20 protein-coding genes, 1 tRNA gene and 1 pseudogene are annotated in these 18035 nt (G+C 58.4%); all 22 read left to right on the plus strand.

Going from position 1 to position 18035, the window contains the following annotated elements; all coding sequences use genetic code 11:
• Nucleotides 1-99 precede the first annotated feature (99 nt).
• The 22 genes and pseudogenes from rpmI to EC86_RS0102555 all read left to right on the plus strand — a co-directional run bounded on the left by rpmI (nt 100) and on the right by EC86_RS0102555 (nt 17815).
• Nucleotides 100-303: a 50S ribosomal protein L35 gene (rpmI, locus tag EC86_RS27445; RefSeq protein ID WP_011802230.1), complete on the plus strand. Its 204-nt coding sequence runs from the start codon at nt 100-102 to the stop codon at nt 301-303.
• A gap of 25 nt (nt 304-328) precedes the next feature.
• Nucleotides 329-688: a 50S ribosomal protein L20 gene (gene rplT / locus EC86_RS0102460; protein WP_029524123.1), complete on the plus strand. Its 360-nt coding sequence runs from the start codon at nt 329-331 to the stop codon at nt 686-688.
• A 172-nt stretch (nt 689-860) separates the two neighbouring features.
• Nucleotides 861-1925, plus strand: a complete 1065-nt coding sequence (gene pheS, locus EC86_RS0102465; RefSeq protein ID WP_029524124.1) for a phenylalanine--tRNA ligase subunit alpha — start codon at nt 861-863, stop codon at nt 1923-1925.
• A 36-nt stretch (nt 1926-1961) separates the two neighbouring features.
• Nucleotides 1962-4388 carry a phenylalanine--tRNA ligase subunit beta gene (gene pheT / locus EC86_RS0102470; protein WP_029524125.1) on the plus strand — a complete coding sequence of 809 codons (2427 nt, stop codon included), beginning with the start codon at nt 1962-1964 and terminating at the stop codon, nt 4386-4388.
• A gap of 48 nt (nt 4389-4436) precedes the next feature.
• Nucleotides 4437-4802: an integration host factor subunit alpha gene (locus EC86_RS0102475; protein WP_051675687.1), complete on the plus strand. Its 366-nt coding sequence runs from the start codon at nt 4437-4439 to the stop codon at nt 4800-4802.
• Between the two features lie 72 nt (nt 4803-4874).
• A complete protein-coding gene (locus EC86_RS0102480) occupies nt 4875-5339 on the plus strand; it encodes a MerR family transcriptional regulator (protein ID WP_029524127.1) in 465 nt (154 codons plus the stop codon).
• A 41-nt stretch (nt 5340-5380) separates the two neighbouring features.
• Nucleotides 5381-5457: transfer RNA gene (locus EC86_RS0102485), tRNA-Pro, on the plus strand.
• A gap of 213 nt (nt 5458-5670) precedes the next feature.
• Nucleotides 5671-5919: pseudogene (locus EC86_RS30465) on the plus strand (Arm DNA-binding domain-containing protein); the annotation flags it as partial.
• A gap of 12 nt (nt 5920-5931) precedes the next feature.
• Nucleotides 5932-6909: a tyrosine-type recombinase/integrase gene (locus EC86_RS0102490; protein ID WP_332258699.1), complete on the plus strand. Its 978-nt coding sequence runs from the start codon at nt 5932-5934 to the stop codon at nt 6907-6909.
• 109 nt (nt 6910-7018) lie between these two features.
• A complete protein-coding gene (locus EC86_RS0102495; protein ID WP_029524129.1) occupies nt 7019-7684 on the plus strand; it encodes a hypothetical protein in 666 nt (221 codons plus the stop codon).
• Between the two features lie 215 nt (nt 7685-7899).
• On the plus strand, nt 7900-8145 hold the full coding sequence (locus tag EC86_RS0102500) for a helix-turn-helix transcriptional regulator (protein ID WP_029524130.1): 246 nt from the start codon (nt 7900-7902) through the stop codon (nt 8143-8145).
• A gap of 11 nt (nt 8146-8156) precedes the next feature.
• Nucleotides 8157-8975, plus strand: a complete 819-nt coding sequence (locus EC86_RS26865) for a phage antirepressor KilAC domain-containing protein (protein ID WP_156955182.1) — start codon at nt 8157-8159, stop codon at nt 8973-8975.
• A 500-nt stretch (nt 8976-9475) separates the two neighbouring features.
• The gene (locus tag EC86_RS0102510) at nt 9476-9691 is read left to right on the plus strand and encodes a hypothetical protein (protein ID WP_029524132.1); all 216 of its coding nucleotides are present in this window, start codon (nt 9476-9478) and stop codon (nt 9689-9691) included.
• Between the two features lie 2 nt (nt 9692-9693).
• On the plus strand, nt 9694-10095 hold the full coding sequence (locus tag EC86_RS0102515; RefSeq protein ID WP_029524133.1) for a hypothetical protein: 402 nt from the start codon (nt 9694-9696) through the stop codon (nt 10093-10095).
• On the plus strand, nt 10082-10921 hold the full coding sequence (locus tag EC86_RS26870) for a hypothetical protein (protein ID WP_156955184.1): 840 nt from the start codon (nt 10082-10084) through the stop codon (nt 10919-10921). The genes EC86_RS0102515 and EC86_RS26870 overlap by 14 nt, the downstream gene beginning before the upstream one ends.
• Nucleotides 10908-12275 (plus strand): replicative DNA helicase, encoded by a 1368-nt coding sequence (locus EC86_RS0102525; protein WP_051675690.1) that lies wholly within the window; start codon nt 10908-10910, stop codon nt 12273-12275. The genes EC86_RS26870 and EC86_RS0102525 overlap by 14 nt, the downstream gene beginning before the upstream one ends.
• A 58-nt stretch (nt 12276-12333) precedes the next feature.
• Nucleotides 12334-12591 (plus strand): hypothetical protein, encoded by a 258-nt coding sequence (locus tag EC86_RS0102530; protein ID WP_029524136.1) that lies wholly within the window; start codon nt 12334-12336, stop codon nt 12589-12591.
• Nucleotides 12592-12898: 307 nt separating this feature from the next.
• Complete coding sequence (locus EC86_RS0102535; RefSeq protein ID WP_029524137.1) at nt 12899-13657, plus strand: helix-turn-helix domain-containing protein; 759 nt, start codon at nt 12899-12901, stop codon at nt 13655-13657.
• Between the two features lie 272 nt (nt 13658-13929).
• The gene (locus EC86_RS0102540; protein WP_029524138.1) at nt 13930-14532 is read left to right on the plus strand and encodes a hypothetical protein; all 603 of its coding nucleotides are present in this window, start codon (nt 13930-13932) and stop codon (nt 14530-14532) included.
• Nucleotides 14533-14580: 48 nt separating this feature from the next.
• Nucleotides 14581-16644 carry a hypothetical protein gene (locus EC86_RS26875; RefSeq protein ID WP_051675691.1) on the plus strand — a complete coding sequence of 688 codons (2064 nt, stop codon included), beginning with the start codon at nt 14581-14583 and terminating at the stop codon, nt 16642-16644.
• Nucleotides 16645-16782: 138 nt separating this feature from the next.
• Nucleotides 16783-17232 (plus strand): hypothetical protein, encoded by a 450-nt coding sequence (locus tag EC86_RS0102550; protein WP_029524140.1) that lies wholly within the window; start codon nt 16783-16785, stop codon nt 17230-17232.
• Between the two features lie 313 nt (nt 17233-17545).
• On the plus strand, nt 17546-17815 hold the full coding sequence (locus tag EC86_RS0102555; RefSeq protein ID WP_156955186.1) for a hypothetical protein: 270 nt from the start codon (nt 17546-17548) through the stop codon (nt 17813-17815).
• Nucleotides 17816-18035 lie beyond the last annotated feature (220 nt).

Raw genomic sequence — 18035 nt, forward strand, 5'->3', positions numbered from 1 at the left:
TGGCAAGTGTCAAATCTTGTCATGACAAGTGGCTCGGGGCCATCAAGTCTGCGAAAGTTTCGTAGCGCCTCACGAGCACAAACGAAAAGGAGCATTTAAATGCCCAAAATGAAGACCAAAAGCGGCGCTAAAAAGCGTTTCCGCGTTCGTCCAGGTGGCACGGTCAAACGTGGTCAAGCCTTCAAACGTCACATCTTGACCAAGAAGACCACCAAAAACAAACGCCAATTGCGTGGATCGGTAGCTGTTCATGAGACCAATATGGGTCACATGGCACAGATGCTGCCAGGCCGTGGCATTTAATTTAACGACGAACAAGGAGTAATACATGCCTCGCGTCAAACGTGGTGTAACGGCTCGCCCCCGCCACAAAAAAGTTCTAGCCCTTGCAAAAGGTTTTCGCGGTCGCCGCGGTAATGTTTTCCGAATCGCCAAAGAAGCGGTAATGAAGGCAGGGCAATATGCCTACCGTGACCGTCGTAACAAGAAGCGTGTGTTCCGCCGCTTGTGGATCGCCCGTATCAATGCTGCAAGCCGTTCATTTGGCCTGACCTACAGCCAGTTTGCCAATGGCCTGAAAAAAGCTGGAATCGAGATTGACCGCAAGGTTCTGTCCGACATGGCAATCCATGACAGCGCTGCCTTTGGCGCTATCGTCGATCAGGCCAAAGCCAAGCTGGCTACCTGATTTTCAGGACAGTACGCTATTAAATAAATAGCTGCTTACGTAGGAAAATAGAGGGCTGGAGCTTGAAAAGGCTCTGGCCCTTTTTCATGGCTTTTGTGTAGCGGCCTTGTCATGGTCACGCGACCGAAATTAGCGCTGCTGTGTTTCTCCCTGCACCCGTACAAGAGATTTTATGAACGACGCCGATACCCTCAATGAACTGATAAGCACTGCCAAAGCCAACTTTGCGCAGTCTGTAACGCCTGCTGATCTGGAAAATGCCAAAGCACAATTTCTTGGCAAATCAGGCCGTATTACCGAATTCATGAAGGGTATGGCACAGCTTTCGGTGGAAGAAAAAAAATCCCGCGGTGCTGCCGTCAACCTGGCCAAGCAGGCCATCGAAACCGCGTTGAACGAGCGTCGCCAAGCACTTGCTAATGCAGAGCTTGAAAAGCAGTTAAAAGCCGAGGCGCTCGATGTGACCCTTCCCGGTCGCCAGCGTCCGCAGGGCGGCCTGCATCCCGTGTCGCTCACGCTGGAACGGATTGAAGCCATCTTCGGGTCCATGGGTTTTGATGTGGCACAGGGACCGGAGATTGAAACCGACTGGTTCAACTTTACCGCGCTCAACACACCCGAAGACCATCCGGCGCGATCCATGCACGACACTTTTTATGTCGAGGGCGGTACTGAAAACGCACCTAACTTGCTGCGCACCCATACTAGCCCGATGCAGATCCGCTATGCCGTCCAGCATGTCAAAAAGCATCGCGCACTGATTGATGCGGGTGGCCGCATGCCCGAAATTCGCGTGATTGCGCCCGGTCGCACTTACCGCGTCGACAGTGACGCGACACATTCGCCGATGTTCCACCAATGCGAAGGGCTGTGGATTGGCGAGAACGTGAGTTTCAAGGACTTGAAGTTCGTGTTCACCGATTTTTGCCGCACCTTTTTTGAGAGCAATGATCTGGTGCTCCGCTTTCGCCCCAGTTTCTTCCCGTTCACCGAGCCGAGCGCCGAAATCGACATTCAATTCCAGGCCGGTCCGTTGTCGGGTCGCTGGCTCGAAGTGGCGGGTTCAGGACAGGTCCATCCGAATGTGGTGCGCAACATGGGGCTCAATCCTGAAAAATACATCGGTTTCGCCTTTGGCATGGGGCCGGACAGGTTGACCATGCTGCGCTACGGCGTCAATGACCTGCGCCTGTTTTTCGACGGCGACATCCGCTTCCTGTCCCAGTTCCAGTCATAACAACAAGAACAGTAAACGAAAGAACAAGGTCACACCATGCAATTTCCAGAATCCTGGTTGCGCGAATTTTGCAATCCACCGATCAGCACCGAGCAACTTGCTGAAACCCTGACCATGGCCGGGCTTGAAGTTGAAGAGCTCAAGCCGTTCGCACCGCCGTTCAACCTCATTGTGGTCGGCGAGATCATGGAAGCCAAGCAGCATCCCAATGCCGACCGCCTGCGCGTGTGCCAGGTTGATGTGGGGCAGGGCAAGTTTCTCACCATCGTCTGCGGAGCGCCCAATGCCCGAGTCGGCATCAAGGTGCCTTGCGCGCTGGTGGGTGCCGAGTTGCCGCCTGGCGAAGATGGCAAGCCTTTCCTGATCAAGGTGGGCAAACTGCGCGGTGTCGAGAGCGAAGGCATGCTGTGCTCGGCGCGGGAACTTAAGCTTTCGGAAGACCATGGTGGACTTCTGGAACTGGCGCCTGACGCGCCGGTGGGGCAGGATGTCCGTGAGCATCTCCAACTGGATGACACCTTGTTCACGCTCAAGCTCACGCCCAATCTGGCGCATTGCCTGAGCGTTTATGGGGTGGCTCGCGAGGTTGCGGCGCTGACCGGTTCGCCCTTGAATACGCTGTCTTTCCCATCCGTGCGAGTCGGCAACCAGGACAAGCTGGCTGTCAAGGTCAGCGCGCCCGACTTGTGCGGCCGTTTTTCAGGCCGTATCGTGCGCAACGTGAATCCGCAAGCGGCCACACCATCATGGATGGCCGACCGCCTGGCGCGCTGCGGTCAGCGCAGCGTAGCGGCACTGGTGGATATTTCCAATTACGTGATGTTCGAACTGGGCCGCCCCAGCCATATTTTTGACCTCGACAAGATCCAAGGCGGCCTGGATGTTCGCTGGGGCAAGCCGGGGGAAACGCTCAAACTGCTGAATGGCAATACCATCGTGATCGATGAACGGGTCGGCGTGATCGCTGACGAACACCAAGTTGAATCGCTGGCCGGCATCATGGGGGGCGATGCCACGGCAGTGTCGCATGACACAAAAAATGTCTATCTTGAAGCAGCTTTCTGGTGGCCCAAAGCCATCGCAGGCCGTTCACGCCGCTACAACTTTTCCACCGATGCCGGCCACCGCTTCGAGCGTGGCGTCGACGCCGGACAAACCGTGGAGCATATCGAACGCATTACGCAACTTGTCATCGACATTTGCGGAACGCCAGAGACGGTTTGCGGGCCGGTTGACGACCTTCAAGTCAACCTTCCAAAGGCAGTGCCGGTAACATTGCGCGTGGCGCGTGCAGCCAAGATCATCGGTATGCCGTTAACGCAGGCGCAATGTCAGGACGCACTTGTGCGCCTGGGTCTGGATGTCAAGGCGGGCGAGGGACTGTTGACAGTGACGCCACCAAGCTACCGTTTTGACCTGCAAATAGAGGAAGACCTGATTGAAGAGGTGGTGCGTATTGTGGGTTATGAGCAGTTGCCGGAAACGCCGCCGCTGGCCCCCATCACTGCCCGAATCCGCCCTGAAGCCGAACGAAGTCCGTTTGCCGTGCGTCGTGCCCTGGCATCATTGGGTTACCAGGAAACCATCAATTTCAGTTTTGTCGAAGCACGCTGGGAAAACGAGCTGGCTGGCAATCCCGTACCCATCAAACTGCTCAACCCGATTGCCAGCCAGATGAGCGTCATGCGTTCCTCGTTGCTAGGTTCATTGCTGCAGGTGCTCAAGTTCAACCTGGACCGCAAGGCTTCACGCGTGAATGTCTTTGAGTTGGGCCGGGTGTTCCTGCGCGATCCCAAAAGCCAGGATACAGACACCACCGTCGCCGGCTTTGATCAGCCCATGCGGGTCGCAGGGCTAGCCTATGGCCCGCGCGCTGCGTTGCATTGGGGTCAGCCTGACAAGGGCGTCGATTTTTTCGATGTCAAGGGAGATGTTGAAGCCTTGCTGGCGCCGCTTCAAGTTGTTTTTACGCCTGCGGCGCATCCTGCCATGCATCCAGGGCGGTGTGCCAGCGTATCCGCTGCCGGAAGGCAGATCGGTTTTTTCGGTGAACTGCATCCGCAGTGGCGACAAGGTTACGAACTGGCTCAGGCGCCCCTGTTATTTGAACTTGAACTCGATGCCGTCCTGCAGCGTCAGGTACCGGTTTTCAAGGCTGTCAGCAAGTTCCAGCCTGTCGAGCGCGATATTGCTGTGATCGTGCAGGAAAGTGTGACCCATGCAGCGCTCATGTCGGCCATTCGTGATGCCAATACACAAGGCTTGCTCAAGAATGCGACCTTGTTCGATGTGTACCGTCCGCAGCATGCCAACCTGAATGTCCAACTAGGTGAAAAAAGTCTGGCGGTGCGTCTGGTCCTTTCCAGCGATGTCGCCACTTTGGCTGAGGAGTCGATTGACGCAGCAGTTCAGGAAATATTGGCAATGCTGCAAGTCCGGTTCCATGCCCGGCTGCGTGCTTGAGCTTTCAATTCAGACCATTTCAAACTAACAATAACCAGAAAGATGCCCATGGAATTTTCTGTTGAAAGCCTGGAAGCACCTGCGCTGACCAAAGCGCATCTGGCCGAGTTGTTGTTTGAGCAGATCGGTCTGAACAAACGCGAATCCAAGGAAATGATCGATGCATTTTTTGAACTCATTTCGGAATGTCTGATTGAAGGCAAGGATGCGAAGATATCTGGATTTGGCAACTTTCAGATACGCACCAAGGCGCCCCGACCGGGACGTAATCCGCGAACCGGCGAAGCAATTCCTATTGGCTCAAGGCGGGTGGTGACTTTTCACGCCAGCCACAAACTAAAAGACCAGATACAGGGGACATCCATTGGCAAACCCGAAATAGAAGCTATTTGCGCTACGGGCAATAGTGCGTGATCTGATTTCCTTTGTTAAGCTAGCAAAGGCTAGAGTAGATACGACGCATCTTTTCGAAGGGCATTGATTTAATTGGAGAATTCGTTTCCTTCCATTCCTGCAAAGCGCTACTTCACCATCAGCGAAGTTAGCAAGCTGTGTGGCGTAAAGCCCCACGTACTCCGTTACTGGGAACAGGAGTTCACACAATTGCGCCCGATGAAAAGACGCGGCAATCGGCGCTACTACCAGATTCATGAAGTGAAATTGATCCGTCAAATACGCCAACTTTTGTATGAGCAGGGATTCACCATTGTTGGCGCCAGAAATAAGTTGCAGGAATTCTTGCCTGTCGCATCTGGCAAGCGATTTGACAACGACCCTCTATTTTTGCAATTGAAATCACAGGCCAAGCAAAATGGCAATTCGGCAGATGCAACCACCGCTCAAAATAATCTGGTTGATGACGTAGATTTTTTTGACCCGGCGTTTTCCTGGCCACTTCTCGCCTTGGTACGCCACGAGTTGATGAGCATTCGCGATCTGCTGGGCCAATAGGCTGATAGTGGAATCGTCAGGTTATAATGACGGACTTGTTTCGGTGTGTGGCGCAGCCTGGTAGCGCACTTGCATGGGGTGCAAGGGGTCGAAGGTTCGAATCCTTTCACACCGACCACGACTATTGACAGAGGCCGCTAACGACATACAGTTAGCGGCCTTTTTCATTGGTAAATCAGTGTCTTACGCTGCAAAGGCGTACAAAGCCCGACATTGACAGGCACGGCTAAACCGGGGAACATTCCGGGGAACAACCGGGGTAAATACTGAGAAATCATGATTTGTTCCCCGGTTTCCCTTTGAAAACCTGTTCCCCGGCTGGAGTTCTCCCGTGTTGACTGACAAACATTGCAAAAATGCTATTTGCCCACCAGACAAGAAGCGAGCACGCTTCACTGATTCGGGCGGGTTGTACCTGGAAGTCAGCCCCGCCGGGTCAAAGCGCTGGTTCTGCAAGCTCTACGCCGACGGTAAGGAAGGCCGCATGGCTTTGGGCAGCTATCCAATGGTAGGTTTGGCAGATGCTCGCAAGGCTCGTGATGCCGCCAAGCTGCAAAAGTCTCAAGGACTTCACCCAGTACAGGCGCGTAAGGTGGAAAAACTCAAGGCCATCACCCCAGACGGCGACACATTTAAGGCGACGGCGCTAGAGTGGTACGCCATGAAGCTCGATGGCTGGAGTAGCCACTACGCCATCCGGGAAAAGCGCAACCTTGAAAAAGACCTGTTCCCCTACTTTGGCCCCCGGCGCATCGGTGAGATCGAAGCCATCGAGCTGCTGGCCGTCATCCGGTTGGTAGAAGAACGCGGCGCGCTTGATGTGGCGCACCGGGTGCTAACCACGGCCGGGCAGGTCTGGCGCTATGCGGTGGCCACCGCACGGGCCAAGCGGGACGTGACCCCGGACATTCGCGGCGCCTTAAAGCCCCACCGGGGCAAGCACTTTGCTGCCATCACTGAGTCGGTGAAACTGGGCGGGCTGATCCGGGCCATTCGTGGCTATCAGGGCGGGCCGATAGTCCGGGCAGCGCTGCAGCTTGCCCCTATGCTCTTTCAGCGCCCGGGCGAGTTGCGCGGCATGGGCTGGGCCGAGCTTGATCTAGATGCGGCACTGTGGACGATTCCAGCCATGCGGATGAAACGCAGCGTCGATGGCAAGCAAAACGGTGATCCGCACCTCGTTCCCTTGCCCACGCAAGCTGTGGAGATTTTGCGCAAGCTTCAACCATTGACAGGGCAGGGCACGCTGGTCTTTCATGGCGAGCGCAGCCACGACCGTCCTATCAGCGACAACACCCTGCGCGCCGCCCTGATGACGCTGGGATTTGGGCCTGACGTGCAGAGCGTGCATGGCTTCAGAGCGACGGCGCGCACGCTGCTGGCCGAGGAACTGGCCATTGACCCGCTGGTGATCGAGGCGCAGCTGGCCCATGCGGTCAAGGATGCGAACGGGCGGGCCTACAACCGCACCCAGTACATGAAGCACCGCACCGGGATGATGCAGACGTGGGCCGATTTTTTGGACAAGCTGGCCGCCGGGGCAGACGTGGTGCAGCTCAGGGCGGCATAACAGTTTTGAACCACGCCTAATTATCGGCTGATCCCCGATGGTGAAAACCGGGACACCCTGACCCGGCGGCGCGGGCTTACTTTTCAGGTGCGAGACAGGGAATGCATTAATGCAAGGACAAGACAACCAGATCAGACGGATGTTTTCTTATGCTAGCCGGGCAATGGATAGTGTGGAAATTGCAGACTATTGCAGCATGATGGGCTGGACCTCAGACCCGGTCATCGCCGTGCTGGTTGACCTGCTGTTAGAGGCTGACGAGTCGTCGAAAATCGAGAAAAAAGACGAACCTGACGATCTCGAAAATACGTTCGAGAAAGGATGGCTTCGAGGCATGGTGTCCTCTCGCGAGATGGCCGAAAAAAGCTGGAATGAATTGAAAGATTGCAATCACTGCAATGCTTCAGATCTATTCCAAACGTTGGTAGAAGACATCGAAGCGGCTGAATGTCCAAGCTTTGATGACGACGAAAATAAACCCGAAACTGAGCTGATGACACCAACAGCAAAAAGGGGGAAAACAGTCAACCCCACCCCAAAATCAAAGGGCTCACCTGGGCCAGAGCCAACTATTCTGCTTGCGATAAAGAGCGTGTTGGGACGATCCCAAGCACCGATAAAAAGTGCTGATCTTGTTCAGGCAGTACTTAAGGAAAGCACCTCAGCTTTAAAGGAGGGCTCCATTCGCAATGCGATTACCAAGGCAGTAGAAGAACAGGACGTTAGAAAGATAGGTCGTGGCCTCTACGGCCTGCCCAACTCTAAATTTTCATAAGTTCATAAGTTCATAAGTTCATAAGTTCATAAGTTCATAAGTTCAACTTTCACATAAAAACCCTTGGAAACGTTGTATTTCAAGGGTTTTTTGCTGTGTATTTCATTTTGGAAAAATGCCCTAATCACATCCTTGACCCCGCTCGAAACTCATTCCTAGTTGGCGCGCACTGACTTTCGTTAGCGCGTTTTGCCAACGACACATAGGAACTTTTTATGAGTATGTTGAGAATGAACTCCGTCAAGGAGGAGACCGGGCACCGTTCACACGCTTCGATTTATATGGCCATCAAGAAGGGACTGTTCACCCAGCCCGTGCCTATCGGCGAGCGTTCCGTGGGCTGGCCGGATTACGAGGTTTCGGCCATCAATCGGGCGCGCATCGCAGGCCAGACCGACGAGCAGATCAAGGCGCTGGTGAACCGCCTTCACGCCCAGCGTACCGCCCTGGTGCAGGCATAAAGGGGATGGCCATGAACACGACCATGACGCTTTCCCCGCAGCCTGATTGTTCCAATCAGGAACCGACCATGACCAGCCTTGAGCAGGTGGACTTCATCAATGCCCACCGCAAGGAGCAGGCAGAAGCCGCTGGTGCACCCTTTCCATCAAAGGGCCATGCCAAACTGGAACACCCGGACTTCATGAAGAAGGTGCCGGAAGTTCTTGGTGAAGAAACAGCTCGGAAATTTTTCGGAGCTGCTTTTTATGCAAATGGCACTGGCGGGCAGTTGCGCCGGCCCATTTACACCTTCCCCAAGCGCGAAGCCTGTCTAATGGCCATGAGCTACAGCTACGACTTGCAGGCCAAGGTGTTTGACCGGATGACGGCGCTCGAAGCCAAGCCCGCGCCCGCCGCGCCTGCCGCTCTGTCCACACTGGACATTCTCACGCTGGCCATAGAAAGCGAAAAGGGCCGGCTTGAGGCCGTGGCCCAACTTGCCATCGCCGCGCCCGCCATCGCACACCTTCAAGCGGTTCAGTCTAGCAAAGACGACTTCACATTTCGGGAAATGGCACTAATTTTGCAGGAGCACGGCTACCGCGTGGGCCGCAATCGCCTGATGGACGTTCTTCGCCGCGCTGGCGTGCTGGTGAAGGCGTCCAACCTGCCGATGCAGGACTACCGCGAGCGCGGCTACTTCCGAATTGTCCAGTCCATCCGCGAATCTTCCAGCGGGCGTACCCACATTGACCTGACAGCCTACATGACGGGCAAGGGGCACAACTGGTTGATAAAGGTCTTCGACAAGATATTGCTGAAGGCAGAAAAGATGGGCGGTGCAACGTGAGCCGACTGTCGATCCTTAGCCGCGCTGTGCAGTGCGCCCACATCCGGGCTGCACTGATGACGCCCATAAAAAAAGCCGCCGGGGGCTTCGAGACCACCACGGCGACCGCATCACAGAACGCTGCAGATTTTATCGCCGCTGGCGCCCGTCAGGCAAGCGCTGGAGCCACTTTTCGCCCCATCCCTTGCGCCGGCATAGACCAGCCCGGCCAGAGGGCTGCGCAGCGCTGCAAAAATCGCCACACGGCACTGAAATGCTGTGCTACATTTTGCCTATCCCCGATTTGCGGGGCTGGTGCTCGTAACACCGTTATTGATTCCGGGGTCTATACCGCCACCTCAAGCGCGGTTTTTTCACGTCCGAATACTTTGGTTTACGGGCGGGATGGGCTTGTCCGTGAGGCTGGCCGCATGGCGGAATCCATGTTACGAACATCCCGTCCACCTGCTGCTTGTCGTAAAGCAGCAAGTGGTTTTCAGTCTCATTCCGGAGCCGAAACCATGACCACGGTCAACACCCTCACCACGCCCAAATCGGGCAACACCTCCCCGCTGGCACGTCAGCAAGCCATCGAGAACGCCCTCACCACGGCGCTGTACTTCATCCGCTTGCCGCATACCGAATCGGGCCTCAAGGCTGCGACAGGCCGCGCCATCCGCGCCGCGTCCATGCTCAAGCAGGCTTGCAGCGAAGCCGCCGCCAGCGAGAGGGCTTGAGCATGACCGCTAAAAACATTCCAGTTGCACAAGCTCGACAAGAATTTGACATTCATGCGAGAGGCGATGAGTACCTCAGTCTGGCCGCGTGGAAATCGTCCGCGCAGGTGCGCATCCAAATATTCACCTCCGTCATCTTGGCCACTGCCACGGGCGACGCAGAAAGGCGGCAATTTGGGAACGCGACCATTGCGCTTGACCCGGAGGCCGTCGCCGCCATAACCGCCGCCATCGGTCAGGTGCATAAAGCCATCACCGGCTCCACGGCAGTCTGGCTGCCCGGCGCCGAAGAAGTGCAGGAGCGCCTTCCGGCCGCCCGGCGTGACCAGCCCCTTCAAAATTTCCTGAAGACGTTGGGCGACTACCCCGAAGTCAAGGATGGGGGTTGCCATGGCACGCTCTAGGAACATCAAACCGGGCTTTTTTACGAACGATGTGCTGGGAGAATTGCCTGCGCTGACTCGTTTGATGTTCGCTGGCATCTGGACGCTTTGCGACCGCGAGGGGCGCCTTGAGGACCGACCCAAGAAAATCCGGGCCGAGACGCTGCCCTATGACGTGTGCGACGCGGATGAGATGCTGCAGAGCCTTGAAAAAGCTGGGTTTCTCCACCGATACGAAGCTGACGGGCAACGTGTCATTCAGGTTCTTGCATGGCACAAGCACCAGAATCCCCACGTCAAAGAAGCGGCCAGCACCCTGCCACCACCGGGCGGCGTCACTGCCTTACCAGAAGAAGCACCAGACAAGAACAGTTCTAGCACCGGACAAGCACCAGACGACACACTGCCTTTACCGGCGCTAGCCGGGCTGATTCCTGATTCCTTGTTACTGATTCCTGATTCCTTGATAAAGAGCACGCGCAAGCTGCGTGCTGTCTCTCTCGAAATTTCATTGACCGAATACCTGGAGCGCTGCAAGGCAGAAAGCAAGAAACCCATTCCTGCCGACCATGCCATCCATGCCTATTGCCTTGACGCAACCATCACTGACGACATGCTTCAGATTGCTTGGCTGGTCTTCAAAGACCGGCACCTGACCAACCCGACGGCCAAGAAGTACACCGACTGGCCAGCGGCTTTTGCAAACAGCATCAAAGACCGTTGGTACCGCCTGTGGAGCGTGGATGCGCAAGGGCAAATCGCCTGGACCGCCAATGGCTTACAAGAAAAGCTGGTCATCGAAAACCGGATGAACGAAGCCAAGGAGCCCGACCATGCACCCGCGTGAATTCATGCCGGAAGCTTTGCCCTGGTCCCCGGAAGCGGAAACGAGCGTGCTGGGCGCCCTGATGCTCGAAAGCACGGCCTGGGACAGCGTGGGCGACCTGTTGACCTCTGAGCACTTCTTCGACGCCCGCAACGGCCGCATTTTCACTGCCGTTGCGGGGCTTGTTGCGGCATCCAAGCCAGCCGACATCGTGACGGTGTTCGACCAGTTGCAGGCATCGGCCAGCGGGGAAGGAGTGGACCTTGCCATGCTGGACCAGATAGCGCAGTTCGTGCCCAGCGCCGGCAACTTGCGCCGCTACGCTGAAATCGTGGCCGAACGCGCGCTGATGCGCAGCCTGATACGTGCCGCCGATGAGGTCAAGTCCATCGCCGGCGACACCAGCGTGCCGGTGGAGAGCCGCCTGGACAAGGCGCAAGGCTTGCTGCAGGCGCTGCAGGTCAAGAAGTCCCGCCAAATGCCCACGGTAATTGCCGACACCATCGTGGGGCTGTTGGACCGCGTAGAGCGCTTGGCGGACGGCACCGCCGTGCCGGGCATCCCCACGGGCATCCCATCGCTGGACCGGATGCTGGGCGGCGGCTTCAAGCCCGGCAAGCAGGTCATCATCGCGGCGCGTCCATCTGTCGGCAAATCCTCCCTGGCCGAGCAGTTGTGCATCAACTTGGCGCGCGCCGGCCACCCGGCGGCCATGTTCTCGCAGGAAATGAGCAAGGAGGAGTTGACAGAACGGGCGGTGGCGAACATCGGCCGCATTGCGATGGACCGTCTGCTGTCCGGACAACTGGAGCAACACGAATGGAGTCGGATGACCGAGTCCATGGAGGTGATGCGCAACCTGCCGCTGTACCTCGATGACCAGCCCGCCCTGACGCTCTCCGACATATCGGCCAAGGCCCGGATGCTCAAGCGCCAGCACGGCATCAAGCTCATCGCCATCGACTACCTGCAGCTCTGCGCCGCCGGCAAGGCCACGGACAGCCGCCATCACCAGATTGAGGAAATGAGCCGGGGGCTGAAGAACTTGGCCCGCCAGCTCGACATCACCATTGTGACGCTGAGCCAGCTCAACCGCGAGGTGGAAAAGCGCACGAGCGGCCGACCCATCCTGAGCGACCTGAAGGAGTCCGGCGCCATCGAAGAGGACGCCGATGTGGTCATCCTGCTGAGCTGTTACAGCGCCAATCCCGAAGGCGCCAACGTGATTGCCTGCGATGTACCGAAGAACCGCCAAGGGCGTGTAGGCGAGCTGGCGCTGAGCTTTGAAGGCAGGTACCAGCTTTGGCAGGAAAGCAGTGCGCCCTTGCAGGTCAGGAAGACGGCCAGCGGCAAGCGATATACCGATGAAGCGTGAATCCGCGAAGCATTCACCCAGAACTTTCGACCCACAACCAAAACACCTGAAAAACGTCATGAATATCATCAAACGCACCTGCGCGACCTGCTGCGCCTTCAACCCAGCCCCACATGGTGATGACCCGGCCTGCCTGAACCTGACTTTCATCACCGAGCACCACGGGACGCAGCAAGCCGTCGGCCGTGACCCCGGCCCTGCTGACTGGTGCCCCAGCCACATGACGCACAAGGAGGACAGGGCAGAAGATGTCGCCATCGCTGGGTTCTGGCAGCGCCTGGGGATTGAGCCGAAACGAGGACGCCTTCCCGACTGACCCGGCGCAACTCCAAGGCCCAAGGCCCGCCATCGTGCGGGCTTTGTTGCGTCTGGTGCTGCATGAACACGAAGAAAAAATTCTCCGCATGTTCACCGCCGGGCCGGGCCTATGAGGGAGTTTCCACAGCAGTAATGCCTGCTTCGACCAGTTACCGTCGCACACGAGCTGCTGGCTAACGGCGACGACTTGGGGGTATAGCCCGGCAGTTGTTGGTTTGGAAAACAAGTTTCTCGATTTGGAAAACGTCGCTCTGTTCGATGCGTGCCATTGCCGATGATGGCGGCTCAACCACTCAAAAGCTGCCATGCCACACCCTGAAAATGTCCTGCAATCCATGGTGCCCCAGCTCGTTCCTGAAAACCGGGCTTCAAACCCGGCACTGCCGGCGACGGAAGTCCTTGATCCCGATGCTGAAGGCGACGACGCCGATACCGAGCCCATGAAGGGAATGAAAAGCCGATCCAACAAAGCCTTGCGGCTGGGCATTGGGCAGCGCATTGTTGCTGCGCGTGAAATGAACGGACTAACGCAAGCCGAACTGGCGCAGGCGCTGGGCTTTGCCAACAGCACCCAGCTCTGCTTGTGGGAGCAGTGCAAGCGAGTTCCGCCGCTGCACTTTGTCAGCCTTTTGTCTGCCGCCCTGGCCGTTTCAACGGACTGGCTTTTGGGCCTGGATGAAGCGCCCGAGCGGGACAGCGCCATGGCCGCGCGCAATGCGACCGTGCGCCGCATGACTGGCCTGCTGGAGCGCAATGCACAGGCGATTGCCGATGTGCTGCTGGAGACGCACCGCTTCGACCCGACTCCAATGCTTCGGAATACCCGTGTCTGCACCCTGGTGCTGGAATTGTGCAGCGGCGTGGAGCAATACCGCGCAAGGAACGCTGACGCCTTTGATGACACAGCCTGCAGCGCCTTGCTGCTGCGCACAGCACGCGACGCCCGCGAAGCCATCGAAGGCGTGGCTGCCGCCATGAACCGTGCTGAATTTCGCATTGAGCACGCCATGCGCAAAGGACGCCAAGCCCTGAGCAGCGCCCCCCAGCCGGGAGCCGCCGCGTGATCCGCTTTTTCTCGATAGGCCGCGCCAAGCCACGACCCACGATTCAATCCTTTCATCGCGCGGACAGGCCAGCGCCTGCCGCATTTCTGCCCAAACCGCCTACCGCACCGGCAGACCCAGCCATCACACAGGAAACCCCCTTCGCCATGAATTTCACCGCCCCATCCCCAGCCGTCCCCGCCCGCGTGTTCGCCCCAATCCGCCTGGGCGACGCCTCGCCAGTTCATTCCAGCGTCATCGAGCGCCATGCACTGGCCTTCTGAGATACCACCGTGCGCAACTTGGCCAGCCGGTGCGCCGCTGCCCTGGAGCAACTGGTCCGCGAAAACGCCTACAGCCACTTCGCAAGCACTGCTATCGAAGCCGCACAGGCCGATGGCGACACGCCCGCTGCATGGCTGCAGCACACAATGCACGCGCTTGAAGCCGAGACTGCACTGGCGAAGATCGAGCGTACCCGGCACGATGCCCGCGTGAAAGCCCGGACAGACCGGCTGCAGCCCTTGAAATCGGCTGTGTCGGCGCGACTGACGGCTTGTGAAGTTGAGGGTCCGCGTCTGGCCGAAAAAGTTCGGCTTGCCGAGGCGACGCCGTTCGGACACCAGTCGCCGAGCGCGTACCAGCGCTTGATTGAAGCTGGCCTGACGCACGCGCAAATCAAGCTGACGGGCGTGGAAAACCCGGTGAGTCAGACCGAAAAAGACGTTCAGGCCGCAAAGGACCGGATTGCCGTGCTGCAGGCCGAACTGCCCGCCCTGCGTGCGTTCTCTGCTGATCCGCTCTGCAGCCCGGCGCACCTGGAAGGCCTTGTCGGCTTTGAAGCCCTCATTGCAGCGTCTCAAAACTTCATTGAAGAACAAGCGCCAAGCCAATAAACGACGCTGGCACGGCCTGCACCGTCGTGTCTTTGGACTGGATCAAAAATGACAACCTTTAAACACGATTCCCAGGGCTTCCTGGTCGGCGAGCTGCTGGACGTGAACCGCGAGCTGCTGGATGCGCAGGCCGCCGGCATGGCCGTGTGGCGCGGCATCCGCAGCGATGTGAAGGCGATTGCCCACGCGCTGGGTGTGCAGGCGCGCATGTCCGCGAGTGCGGCCAAGCTGCAGCTACGCGCCACGGCGGACAGCAGTCGCCGGACCAGCGCCAAGGCGCCCAACGAGGGCAGCGCCCATTCGCGCGGTGCGAGCGGACAGTTTGTGCGTCAGGTGGCCACGCCGGCCGGGCGCGCAGGCAATGGCGCGGCGCGCGCGGCCGGCGGCGGCGTGGGCACGCAACGCACCGCCAGCGCAGCCGAGAGGGCGCAGAGCAACACCAGCACGACCACGGTGACGCCGGCCGGGCGCCACCGGGTCCGCACAGCCGGACTGGACACCCCGGTCACGCCCGATGCCGTCGATACCCGCGATGCGTTGGGGCGCTTCACCGGCGGCGGCAAGAGCAGCATTGGCGGCGATGACGGCACCGGCGACAAAGGTGAGCAAGACGGCATGGGGCTGCTGACGAATGCCATCGGCAAGCTGGGCGATTCGCTGGACGGCGCCGACCAGCTCGATCCGACCATCACCGCCATGAAGGAGGTCAAGGAGGTTGTTGGGCCGCTGGGCCGGGGCATGTTCTCGATGTTCGGGCGCACGGCCGACCGCAAGAAGGAAGCGTGGCACAAGCGTCTGCTCAAGGCCATTACTGGCAAAAAGGATGCCCCGGGCGGCGGCATGGGTGGCGGCGAATCGGTCAAGTCCGGCAGTTTCATGGGAACGCTCATGGGCGAGCTGGCGCCCAAGATGATGCTGTTCATCATGCCGATCCTCACGGCCATCGGCGGCGTGCTGCTGGGCGGGCTGGCGCTGCTGGGCGGCGTCAAACTGGGCGAGTTCATCTACAAGTGGCTGACGGACAGCGGCCTGATGGCCAAAATTTTCGATGCGGTTGACGCGGCCAAGCAGGTGATCCTGAGCGCGGCTGACTGGGGCAAAAAGAAGTATGAGGCGGCCAAGACCGCCGTGGTCGGTGTGGTCAACGACTTCAAGGGCGGCGCCAAAGAGCAGACGGACCCGGCGCCGGGCGCACCGGCCAAGCTGCCGCCGGCCAAGTCCCTTGTGCAGAGCGCCGGCCGCTTTGTCGGTGGCGTCAAGCAGCTTTTCAAAAAGGGCAGCAACCAGGAGCGCGCGCTCGAAACCGGCGCCAGCTATGCGGCTGGCAACATCGGCAACCTGAGCGATGCGCAGACGCGCGCCCTGGTGGCATCCACCGCCCTGACCGAAAGCGGCGGCGGCAAGCTGGGCGTGGTCAATGAGGCGGGCTACATGGGCCCCTATCAGGCCGGCGCCGGCTGGCTGGCTGATGCCGGGCTGATCAAAGGCGGTGCAAAGGGGGTCAAGTCAGCCATGGCCAGAGATGGCTTCAACAATGAATACAAGTGGGGCAAGTCCGGCGGTATGACCAAGTTCCTGAAAAACAAGGACAACTGGGGCGGCGGCCTGTCCTATGACGCCTACCTCAAAAGTCCGGAGGCACAGGACTTGGCTTTCAAGACCAATTCGGACGCGGCGTACAAGTCGTTGATGGCAAACCCGAATGTCAAGGACAAGTCCCCGGAGAACATCGCCGGACTTTTGAAAGCGCGGCACATCGCTGGGATGACTGGCGCCATAAAGGTTGCCAGGGGCGGCACGGGCGCGGTCGATGCCAACGGCACGTCGGCACGCAAGTATTACAACGACGTAGCGCAGGACAAGGACGGGTTTCTGGCCGCCTACACCGGCACGGGCACGGTGAATGCCAGTGCCGCGCGCATCCCGCCGGTGTCGATCCCGTCAGCCGTGCCCGAGCGCATCGCGCCGGCGCCCGACGCGGCCATTCCAGCGCAGCTCAACAACGCCAAGCAGGCGCCCGTGAACGTGTCCATGCGCGAGCCCATCGGCCAGGATGTGGGCGACCGCTCCATCGCCCATGTGGTGAGCGGCGGCCTGGGCCACATTGGGTAGCACTGCAGTTCGGTCGAACGCCTTATATATTTAATATATCTTATATATTCAGAATAAAGTATATAAATACTATAATTTATATATAAAAGTTATTTTATATATTGAATTTATAGAAAATATAGAACATCGTTCTGCAACTTGCAGGCGGAAATCATCGAGATTGACGAGAACCTGTGCCGCTCCGAGCTGACGGCCAGCCAGCGCTCAAGCTACACCAAGCGGCGCAAGGTCATTTGGGAGGCGATGCACCCGCCCGCCAGTCAGAAGCCTGAGCAGGCCAAGGATGTACTGCCGATTGAGGCGAATAGTGGAACAAGTGGTTCCACTATTCCAGAGCGCGGGCGCGGAAGACCGCCAGAGTTCGCCGCAGTAACCGCCGCCGCCACTGGCATGACCAAGCAGGCCATCAACCGCCACATCGCCCGCGCCGAAGCCTTGGGCGATGACCTGGACCGCCTTGTCGGCACCAGTCTGGACGCCTTCATCAACCTGCCCATGCCAGAGTGCAAGGAGTTGATCGAGCGCGCTGTGCTGGATGTCCAAAGCAAGAAATCCTGCTTTGCTTTCCAGTTCATGCCATCAAAATAGATGCGCTCAAAACTGAGTGCATCTTCTATTCACCGATGCGCACGCGCCCGTGGGCTGCATTTCGCGCGGTCCCAGGCGGGTCCGGCTGCAAGCCGGCGAAAGCCAGACTGTTCCCTTGCGCACCAGTACCCAGCAACCCCGCACCCATCGTCCAACCCCCACTGGGGGATGAACAACCGCACCCAGCCCAAAGCCCCGGCCGGCCCCCGGTGGTGGGAACACCCTGAATGGCCGGCAAGCCCAAACTATCGCCCGATCAATGGGTAGCACCCGGGCGACGTGGGAGGCGGACCCGCGCAAGCCGCTGGCATGGTTGATTGACGAGCTGGGGCTGCCGGTGGGCGCGGAAGCGCTGCGCCTGCGCGCCAAGGCCGAAGGTTGGGAGAAGGGTGGGGCGGTGCAGCCCAAGTTTGCAAAACCCAAGCTTGCTAAGGCAAAACCCAAGCTTGGAAAGAAGAAAGCCAAGCTTGGAAAAATCGAAGCAGGCAAGCCATGCAAACCCCGGCAAACCCCGACAAATGTGTCATTTCCCACGCGGGCGAGACTGAGGTGCTTCAAGAGCCGGCCGGACCTATTAGTCTGACCTGGAGGAATTCGGAATGGTCGGATTTGAAATCCAGCCAAAAACGCTGCGCACGCGCCCGCGAGGAGGGTGCGCCGCTTCACCACACCCTTCAAACCGTTCACTATCGCGCCCGTGAGCTATCCCTCAACTTGAGGGGTATCTCGCCAGTGAGGGCCTGCATACTGCGCAAACCCTTTGGGAAGTGAGCCGAAAACCCGGCGCAGTAGATGCGCTCAAA

The organism is Polaromonas glacialis (genome assembly GCF_000709345.1).
Classification (GTDB): Bacteria; Pseudomonadota; Gammaproteobacteria; order Burkholderiales; family Burkholderiaceae_C; genus Polaromonas; species Polaromonas glacialis.